Below are 9,054 nucleotides of genomic sequence, written 5' to 3' on the forward strand. Positions count from 1 at the left end.
CGACCGCCGCCCCCCCCACAACCGCCCCCCCCAGCCCCCCCATCGGCTGATCCAGCCCAGCACAGAAACGGACCCCGATGAGAGTCATCAGCGTCGGCCAGGCCGCCGTTCCCGGAATCGCCGAAGGTGTGCCGGAGTTCCTCCCGGTCTCGTCCACGGGCCGCGGTCCGCTGCGCAACCGTGGGGAGCGCCACCGCCACGACGGCAAGTTCGCCCGGTGGGTGATCTGCGCGGGCGCCGGCCTCTGCGCGCTGAAGGACCCCCTGGGCGCCGGGGCCGGCCACGCGCCGATCGTCATCGGAACCGCGGTCTCCTTCCTCGTCGCCCATGCCGCCATCGCCCGGCTGCTGAAGTTCGTCGCCCGGCGTTCCTTCAGCGCCTTCGTCATCCACCGAATCGCCGCCGGTGTGGTGCTGTTCGGCCTGCTGGAGAGCGGAGTACTCACCGCATGACCGCCACCACCACGCACACCCGGCCGGTCCTTGCGGCCCGGCGCCGGCCGGCGCGCCGCATTCCGTGGCCGGCGCTGGTCGCCGCCGCCTACGCGGTGGCCCAGCTGGTCCTCGTGAGCCCGCACCTGGGGCTGGACTGGGACGAGACGGTGTACGTCTCCCAGTTCGACCCGCACCGCCCGGCCGCGTACTTCAGCGCCCCGCGCTCGCGCGGCATCAGCTTCCTGACCGCCCCCGTCCTCGCAGTCACCGACTCCACCACCGTCCTGCGCATCGTCCTGGCGCTGTCGTCCGCTGCCGCCCTCTACGCCGCCTACCGCGTCTGGCAGCCGCTGCTCGGGGCCCGCCGCACCGCCCTGGCGGCGCTGCTGTTCGCCGGCCTGTGGACCACCGTCCTGTACGGACCGCAGGCCATGCCCAACCTGTGGGTGGCCCTGTCCACGGTCGCGGCCGTCGGCTGGTTCCTGCGCGGTGTACACCCCCACGCGCAGCGGCGGGCTCTGCTCGGCCTCGGCGCCACGGTCGCGGCCGCCACCGGTTTCCGCTTCTCCGACGGCGTCTGGCTCGCCCTGCCGCTGCTGGCGGCGTGCGCGATCGTCCGGCCCTGGCGGCGCCCGGCACCCGCGCTCGCCGTGGTCGCGGGAGTCGTCGTGGGCAGCGCCGAATGGATCGCGGAGGCGTACGTGCGGTGGGGCGGGGTCGGTGCCCGGCTGCACGTCTCCAGCGCCACCGAGGGCGGCATGGGCGCGCACTGGGCGGGTGGCCTGGCGTGGCGCAGCCTCGACGGCCCCCTGCTCTGCCGGCCGTGCCATGTGCCGCTCACCCACCCGGAACTCACCGTGTGGTGGCTGGCCCTGCCCGCCCTCACCCTCGTCGCCTGCGTCCTGGCCGGGCGAAACCGTGGCGGCGCGCTCACCTGGCTCCCTGTCGCCGGCGCCGTCGCACTGAGCATCCCCTACCTGCTGCTCATCGACTACTCCGCCCCGCGTTTCCTGCTGCCCGCCTACGCCCTGCTGTCCGTGCCGCTCGCCACGCTGGCCGCGGACGGCATGCGCGCCGCGCGCCGCCCCGGCGCGCGCGTGCCGGCCGCCGGACTGGCGGTCCTGCTGCTCGTCCTGCACCTGTCGGCGCAATACCGGGTTCTCGAACAGAACGTGGCCGACGTCCGCGCCACCACCGACCACTACCGCACCGCCGCCCACGACCTGCACCGCCTCGGACTCACCCCGCCCTGCCTGGTCAGCGGCAAGCACGCCCCACCCATCGGTTACTACACCGGCTGCGCCTCGGCCAATGTCAGCGGCAACAACCGCAACACCACCGCACACGCCCTGTTGCGCCGTGCCGCCCGCGAACCGACGGCCGCCCTCACCAAGACACGCTCCGGTCCTCCCCGTTACGCCCGCACGTGGGGCCGTCATCGCCTGCCAGGCACCGGGCTCACGGCCTACGTGCCCTCTCGCCACGCCGGCTGATCTACTCCACCTCGATGCCGTGGTCCTTGACGAGTTCCTTCAGACCGCCCGGGTAAAGGGCCGGCGGTCCGGGGCCCGGCGTGGTCAGGCCGCCTCGATGATCTCGTCGCGCATGGCCTCGGCCCATTCGACCACCAGCAGCTCGTACTCCGCGCGGTCCTGGGCCGACAGGTATCCGCCCGCACGCAGCCACAGCGCCCGGATCTGCTCGTTCACCTCGGCAGCAGACCGCACGGAACCAGGGGTCACGGAATCGGGGGACATGCCGACAAGCCTAGGCGTAAGCACTGACGCTGCGCTACCGGGTGGCTACTCAGACCGTATGCGGTTGGTCACGGCCGTCGTGGGGCCCGCGCACGCGTGCCACGGCTTTTGCGTCGCGGCGTGCGGTGGCGCGGCGGCGGTCGCCCATCGGTGTTCGGGCCTTCGCCCTTGCCAGACGGATATGGCGGCCGCGAAGTCCCGCCCGCGCGAGGGGTTTTGGGGTATGGCCGAGAAGGGGCGCCCCTGGGGCGGGGCCGACGGCGGTCGTGCGGCGCCGGCCCCTCGGAGGCCGTCAGCCGGCCGACTCGGCCGCGTGCGGGCTCAGCGCGCCCGCCGACACCAGCGCGGCGATGACGAGGCCGAGGGCGATGCGGTACCAGACGAACGGCATGAAGCTCTTCGACGAGATGAACTTCATGAACCAGGCGATGACCGCGTACCCGGAGGCGAACGCGATCACCGTCGCGAAGAGCGTCGGCCCCCATGCCACATGTCCGTTCTCGACGGCGTCCTTGACCTCGAACGCCCCGGAGGCGAGCACCGCCGGGACGGCGAGCAGGAAGGAGTACCGGGCCGCCGCCTCGCGCCGGTAGCCCATGAACAGGCCGCCGCTGATCGTGGCGCCGGAGCGGGAGACGCCCGGAACGAGGGCGCAGGCCTGGCAGAGGCCGAAGACCAGGCCGTCCCTGACGCCGAGGTTCTCCAGCGTCTTGCGCTGCTTCGGCGCCCGGTGCCGGCCGCCCGTCTCGTCGCGCGCGGCCAGCCGGTCGGCGACGCCTATGACGACGCCGACGACGATCAGCATGGCCGCCGTGATCCGCAGATCGCGGAACGGCCCCTCGATCGCATCCTTGAGCGTCACGCCCAGGACGCCGATCGGGATGGAGCCGACGATCACCAGCCAGCCCGTCTGGGCGTCGTGGTCCCGGCGCATCGCCTTGTCGGACAAGGACCGGAACCAGGCCGCGACGATCCGGCCGATGTCCTTGCGGAAGTAGATCAGCACCGCCGCCTCCGTGCCGATCTGCGTGATCGCCGTGAAGGCCGCACCCGGATCCTTCCAGCCGGAGAAGGCCGCGGTCAGCCGCAGGTGCGCGCTGGAGGAGACGGGGAGGAACTCGGTCAGCCCCTGGACGAGTCCGAGGACGAGCGATTCAAACCAAGACATGGAGTTGGGGCGTCCCAGCGCTGATCGGGAAAGTTCGGCGAAGATGATGATCGGTCGAGTGATGATCACGTTTTCCGGGGCAGCGTAGCGCCCCCTCGTGGCGGGCCGGACACGGGGGTTTGGCCAGCCCTTTACCCAACGCTCCGGGGCTCGGGGTGTTGACCGGCCGCCGGGGGGCCGCTTACGTTGCAGCGGACGGGAAAGCGCTTGCTGCATGGCTGTCGCACCGCGCGCCGTACCGCTCGCCCCGTGTGCCCGCCGTTCCGGAGGAGTGCTGATCACGCCCATGCCCCGCTCCACAGCCCCGCTCACCGGCAGGCGCATCAGGGCCGCCGTAGTCGGCGCCGGCGCCATCGGGCGCGGTTCCCACCTGCCCGCCCTGGCGCGGCTCGCCGAGGAGGGCGAGACGGAGGTCGTGGCCGCCGTCGACATCGACGCGGGCGCGGTCGGGGCCTTCTGCGCGGAGGCCGGCATCCCGCACGCCTACACCGACCTGGACCGCATGCTCCGGGAACAGCGGCCCGACCTGGTCACCATCTGCACCCCGCCGCCCCTGCACCGCGCGCAGACCGTGGCCGCGCTGCGCGCCGGTGCCTGGGTGTGGTGCGAGAAGCCGCCGGTACCGACGCTGGCGGACTTCGACGCGATCGAGGCCGAGGAGGGTTGCGACGGCGGCCCGTACGCGGCGATCGTCTTCCAGCACCGCTTCGGGTCCGGCTCCCGGCACGTCCGCCGGCTGCTCGCCGAGCGGGCGCTGGGGCGCCCGCTCGTCGCGCACTGCCAGACCACCTGGTACCGGGACAGCGCGTACTACGCCGTGCCCTGGCGCGGGCGCTGGCACACCGAGGGCGGCGGCCCGGCCATGGGGCACGGCATCCACCAGATGGACCTGCTCCTCGATCTGCTCGGCCCGTGGAGCGAGGTGCGGGCCATGGCCGGACGGCTGGTCCACGACGTGGAGACGGAGGACGTCTCGACCGCGCTCGTCCGCTTCGGGAACGGCGCCATGGCGACGGTCGTGAACAGCGTCCTGAGCCCGGACGAAGTCAGCCGCATCCGTATCGACTGCGAGCGCGCCACCGTCGAGCTCACCCACCTCTACGGGCACGCGAACGGCGACTGGCGCATCACCCCGGCACCGGACGTTCCCGCCCGGCAGGTGGCGGCCTGGCGGGACTTCGGTCCGGACGTGCCCAGCTCGCACCTGGCCCAGCTGCGGGAGCTGGTGGCGAGCATGCGCGCCGGGGAGCGGCCGCGCAGCAGCGGCGCGGACGGGCGGACCAGCCTGGAGCTGGTCACCGCGCTCTACAAGTCGGCGTTCACCGACACGACCGTGCGCGCCGGTGAGATCGGGCCGGGGGATCCCTACTACACCGCCCTGCACGGGGGCGCCCCCGGCTGGGCACCGGCCGAGCACGAGGAGGTGTCCGCGTGAGCGGCGGGCTGCGCGTCGTCCACGCCCTCGGCGACCGGATCACGGTGACCGTGCCTGCCACCGGTGTCGAGCTGCTCGCCTACGTCTACCGGCCGGAGGCGGCCTGGGAGGCGCCGAAGCCCTACATCCACCCGATGCGGACCCTCGCCGGTGACATCGTCACCGACTACCGGCCCAACGACCACCGCTGGCACAAGGGGCTGTCCCTGACCGCCTCCCACCTGTCCGGCGCGAACCTGTGGGGTGGCAACTCGTATGTGCATGGCCGGGGCTACCTCGAACTCCCCGAGCGTGTCGGCTCGATGGCGCACGCCGGGTTCGACGAGGTGGCCTCGGACGGTGAGCGGCTGGTCGTCGCCGAGCGGCTGACCTGGCACCCGCACGACGGCGCGCTGTGGGCGGACGAGGAGCGGCGGATCGAGGTGCACGACGTGGACCCCGGGGCCGGCTCCTGGGCGTTGACCTGGACCAGCGCGGTGACGAACCGCCGTGAGGAACCGCTGCGGTTCGGCAGCCCGACCACAGCCGGGCGCGTGATGGCCGGCTACACCGGCCTGTTCTGGCGCGGCCCGCGAGCCTTCCGGGAGGGCCGGATCATCGGCCCGGACGGGGAGGGCCCGCAGCTGATGGGCAGCCAGTCGCCCTGGCTCGCGCTGTCGGGCGAACACGACGGCGCCGACGGCCACGCGACCGTGGTCTTCGAGCACGCCCCGGAGAACGGCCACTCCGGCGCGGGCGGCACCCACCCCGCTCACTGGTTCGTGCGCAACGAGCCCTTCGCCGGGATCGCCCCGTCGTGGGCGTTCTTCGACGAGCTGGAGCTCGCGCCGGGCGACACGCTCAGGCGGCGCTACCGGGTCGTCGTCGCCGACGGGGTCTGGGAGCGGGAGGACATCGCCAAGTACCTGGAGGCCCATCCGTGGTGAGCGGTGGGGGGTTCACGGGTCTGCCGGGCGGGGTCGCGGTCTCGCGCCTGTGCGTGTACGACTGGCCAGCCGCCGACGGCCTCCGCGGCGGAACTCCCCATGTGCACCTGGCCTGTTCGGAGGCTTACGTGGTCACCGGCGGGCAGGGCGCCGTGCAGACGCTGACGGCGTCCGGGTACGAGGTCACGCCCCTCGTGCCCGGTACGGTGGTCTGGTTCACGCCGGGCACGATCCACCGCCTCGTGAACGAGGACGATCTGCGCATCACCGTCCTCATGCAGAACGGCGGGCTGCCCGAGGCCGGCGACGCGGTGCTCACATTGCCCCCGGAGTACCTGGCCGACCCGGAGGCGTACGCCGCCGCGACCGCGGTCCCGGCGGACGCGCCCGAGGAGGAACGGGCGCGGGCCGCCCGTGCCCGCCGCGACCTCGCGCTGGAGGGCTACCGGGCCCTGCGCGAGGCCCCCGAGCCCGAGCCGCTGGCCGCCTTCCACCGGGCCGCCGCCGCACTCGTACGGCCCCGGCTCGCCGAGTGGAGCGAGCGCTGGCGGCTCGGTGCCCGCGCGGCCGCGGCGGCCACCGGGGAACAGCTCGACCGCCTCGGCCGGGGCGATGTCTCCCACTTGGCCGAGGCCGTCGTACAGGCCGAACGGCCTTCGGAGTACGGCAGGTTCGGGATGTGCGGGCGGCTCGACGTGTACCGGCAGCCGCCCGCGTAGGCCGCGCTATGCCGCCGCAGGCCCCTTGACGGTCCAGCCCGGGGCCTGCGGGTGGGCCGTCAGGTCCTCGTGGCGCACGGGTTCGCCGCAGGACGAGCAGGTGACGACCGGGACGAGTTCGTTGCCGCAGATGTGCTCGATGACCATGGGGCGCTCGCCGTCACCGCGGAGGTGGCGGTCGCCCCATGCCATGAGGGTCATCAGGACCGGCTCCAGTTCGAGGCCCGCCGGGGTGGGCCGGTACTCGAAGCGCTGCGGGCGCTCGCTGTAGGCGCGCTTGGCCAGGATCCCGGCGTCGACGAGGCGGCGCAGCCGGGTGGCCAGGATGTCCCGCGGCGCGCCGATGTTGCGCACCAGCTGGTCGAAGCGGCCGTTGCCCAGGCACACCTCCCTGAGCACCAGCAGCGAGTACTTCTCACCGACGAGCGCGAGGGCGTCGGCGATGGAGCAGGGGCGCGGGTCTCTCGTGGCGGCCATGACGCCCAGTCTAGAGGAGGGTTTGCTTTTCCAACCCGCGGCGCTATGGTGAGTTTGGATTTCCTACTCACCGGTAATCGCGCCGGGCGGCACTGTCGTCGCCCCGGCGGCCAAGGAGGCCCGCACCATGCGTGACGCAGTCATCGTCGAAGCCGTACGCACCCCCATGGGGAAGGGCAAGCCGAACGGCTCCCTGGCGCACGTCCACCCCGTGGAGCTCCTCGCCCACACCCTGCGCACCCTCGTCGAGCGCTCCGGCGTCGACCCCGCCCTGATCGACGACGTCATCGGCGGCACCGTCGACCAGGTCGGCGAGCAGGCCATGAACACCACCCGCTACGCCGTCCTCTCGGCGGGCTTCCCCGAGACCGTCCCGGCGACCACGGTCGACCGCCAGTGCGGCTCGTCCCAGCAGGCCGTGCACTTCGCCGCCCAGGGCGTGATGTCCGGCGCCTACGACCTGGTCGTCGCGTGCGGCGTCGAGTCGATGAGCCGGGTGCCGATGTGGTCGAACGTGCCGCCCGGAAAGGACCCCTTCGGCCCCGGAGTCGCCGAACGCTACCCCGAGGGCCTCGTCCCGCAGGGCATCAGCGCCGAGCTGATCGCGGCCAAGTGGTCCCTCACCCGCGAACAGCTGGACGCCTTCGCCGTCTCCTCGCACCACAAGGCGGCCGCCGCCTGGGACGCGGGCCTGTTCGACACCGAGGTCGCGCCCCTGCACGGCGTCACCCGCGACGAGTGCGTACGCCCCGGCAGCACCCCCGAGATCCTCGGCGGCCTCAAGCCCGCCTACTACGACCCCGCCTTCGCCGAACGCTTCCCGCAGATCGAGTGGAACGTCACCGCGGGCAACGCCAGCCCGGTCAACGACGGCGCGTCCGCCGTGCTGATCACCTCGAGCGAGACCGCCGCCCGGCTCGGCCTGCGTCCGCTCGCCCGTCTGCACAGCTTCGCCGTCACCGGCTCCGACCCGCTGCTGATGCTCACCGGTGTCATCCCCGCGACCGAGAAGGTGCTCCAGAGGGCGCACCTCACTCCGGACGACATCGACCTCTTCGAGGTCAACGAGGCCTTCTCCAGCGTGGTCCTCGCCTGGCGGCAGGAGACCGGCGCCGACCTCGCCAGGGTCAACGTGAACGGCGGCGCGATCGCCCTCGGTCACCCGCTCGGCGCCAGCGGCACCCGCCTGACCACGACCCTCGTCCACGCCATGCGCGAGCGCGGCGCGCGCTACGCCCTGCAGACCATGTGCGAGGCGGGGGGACTCGCCAACGCGATGATCCTGGAATCGGTGTGACGGAGCGTGCGACGGACCCTGTGGGGGAGCGTCACCGCTCGCGCAGGTGGTGACGCTTCCGCCAGGCCACCACCGCGCCCACCAGGGCCGGCACCGCGATGCCCGCCATCGCGATCAGGAACGCAGGCGACGTCGGCGCGGAGGCCCGCGCCCCGGCGACGGCGTACGCGGCGGTGTTCGGAACCGAGCCGAGCGCCGTCGCCAGCAGGAACGGCAGCCAGCCCATGCGGGAGACGGCGGCGCAGTAGTTCGCGGCCCAGAACGGAACCCCGGGGAACAGCCGCGCCGCCATCATCGAGCGGAAGCCGTGCCGGCTGAGCTGGCCGTCGGCGGCCTTCAGCCAGCGGCCGCGCAGCAGCGGGCGCAGCGCGTCCTGGCCGAGCACCCGGCCCAGGCCGAAGGCGATCCAGGCGCCCAGCACGGTCCCGGCCAGCGCCGTACCGAGCCCCGTCTGGGAGCCGAAGAGGGCACCCGCCGCCAGGTTCAGCAGCGGCCGCGGCACGAACGCCACCGTGCACAGCCCGTACGCCGCCGCGAACACCACCGTCGCGGCGGCACCGCCGACCTGCGGCGGCCAGCCGTGGGTCAGCAGTCTCTGGGGCTCGAACAGCAGCACGGTCGAAGCGGCCCCCGCGAGCAGGGCCACGAGCAGGGACAGCCGTGACCAGGGCGAGAGCAGCACGCGCGTGCAGCGTGACACGAAACCCGTGCGCCCGAGCGACGGGACGGCAGCGGCCGTGGGTACGGCGACGACGAGCTCCGTGACGGCGGCCCGGGGAGAGACCGTCGCGGTGCCCCCAGAGCGGTGGGTGGCATCGTGCTTCCGGGGACACTACCCGAC

At 73.3% G+C, this 9,054-nt stretch carries 9 protein-coding genes and 1 pseudogene; 6 read left to right on the forward strand and 4 right to left on the reverse strand.

Features of this window, described 5'->3' with window-relative positions; all coding sequences use genetic code 11:
- Nucleotides 1-233 precede the first annotated feature (233 nt).
- Together ACFW2E_RS33405 and ACFW2E_RS33410 are read left to right on the forward strand one after the other, a co-directional pair.
- Nucleotides 234-452: pseudogene (locus tag ACFW2E_RS33405) on the forward strand (undecaprenyl-diphosphate phosphatase); the annotation flags it as partial.
- On the forward strand, nt 449-1,927 hold the full coding sequence (locus tag ACFW2E_RS33410) for a glycosyltransferase family 39 protein (protein WP_384471613.1): 1,479 nt from the start codon (nt 449-451) through the stop codon (nt 1,925-1,927). The pseudogene ACFW2E_RS33405 and the gene ACFW2E_RS33410, both read left to right, overlap by 4 nt.
- Nucleotides 1,928-2,011: 84 nt before the next feature.
- Here the strand turns inward: ACFW2E_RS33410 and ACFW2E_RS33415 are convergent, their stop codons facing one another.
- The gene (locus ACFW2E_RS33415; protein WP_384471616.1) at nt 2,012-2,191 is read right to left on the reverse strand and encodes a hypothetical protein; all 180 of its coding nucleotides are present in this window, start codon (nt 2,189-2,191) and stop codon (nt 2,012-2,014) included.
- Between the two features lie 292 nt (nt 2,192-2,483).
- On the reverse strand, nt 2,484-3,359 hold the full coding sequence (locus ACFW2E_RS33420; RefSeq protein WP_384471618.1) for an undecaprenyl-diphosphate phosphatase: 876 nt from the start codon (nt 3,357-3,359) through the stop codon (nt 2,484-2,486).
- 286 nt (nt 3,360-3,645) lie between these two features.
- On the opposite strand from ACFW2E_RS33420, the gene ACFW2E_RS33425 reads away from it, so the two are divergent.
- From ACFW2E_RS33425 to ACFW2E_RS33435, 3 genes are read left to right on the forward strand one after another with little or no spacing between them, the layout of a single operon-like run.
- On the forward strand, nt 3,646-4,794 hold the full coding sequence (locus ACFW2E_RS33425; RefSeq protein ID WP_384471621.1) for a Gfo/Idh/MocA family protein: 1,149 nt from the start codon (nt 3,646-3,648) through the stop codon (nt 4,792-4,794).
- A complete protein-coding gene (locus ACFW2E_RS33430) occupies nt 4,791-5,720 on the forward strand; it encodes a PmoA family protein (RefSeq protein WP_384471624.1) in 930 nt (309 codons plus the stop codon). The genes ACFW2E_RS33425 and ACFW2E_RS33430 overlap by 4 nt, the downstream gene beginning before the upstream one ends.
- Nucleotides 5,714-6,439 (forward strand): cupin domain-containing protein, encoded by a 726-nt coding sequence (locus ACFW2E_RS33435; RefSeq protein WP_384471627.1) that lies wholly within the window; start codon nt 5,714-5,716, stop codon nt 6,437-6,439. The genes ACFW2E_RS33430 and ACFW2E_RS33435 overlap by 7 nt, the downstream gene beginning before the upstream one ends.
- Nucleotides 6,440-6,445: 6 nt before the next feature.
- Here ACFW2E_RS33435 and ACFW2E_RS33440 read toward each other — a convergent pair whose 3' ends face one another.
- Nucleotides 6,446-6,916 (reverse strand): winged helix-turn-helix transcriptional regulator, encoded by a 471-nt coding sequence (locus ACFW2E_RS33440; RefSeq protein ID WP_384471630.1) that lies wholly within the window; start codon nt 6,914-6,916, stop codon nt 6,446-6,448.
- 127 nt (nt 6,917-7,043) lie between these two features.
- Between ACFW2E_RS33440 and ACFW2E_RS33445 the strand changes: the two genes are divergently transcribed.
- Nucleotides 7,044-8,213, forward strand: coding sequence for a thiolase family protein (locus ACFW2E_RS33445; protein WP_384471633.1), 1,170 nt, complete (start codon nt 7,044-7,046; stop codon nt 8,211-8,213).
- A 31-nt stretch (nt 8,214-8,244) separates the two neighbouring features.
- On the opposite strand, the gene ACFW2E_RS33450 is transcribed toward ACFW2E_RS33445, so the two are convergent.
- Nucleotides 8,245-8,895, reverse strand: coding sequence for a TVP38/TMEM64 family protein (locus tag ACFW2E_RS33450; RefSeq protein ID WP_384471636.1), 651 nt, complete (start codon nt 8,893-8,895; stop codon nt 8,245-8,247).
- Nucleotides 8,896-9,054: the final 159 nt, after the last annotated feature.

It is taken from the genome of Streptomyces sp. NPDC058964 (assembly GCF_042741275.1).
Lineage (GTDB): Bacteria > Actinomycetota > Actinomycetes > Streptomycetales > Streptomycetaceae > Streptomyces.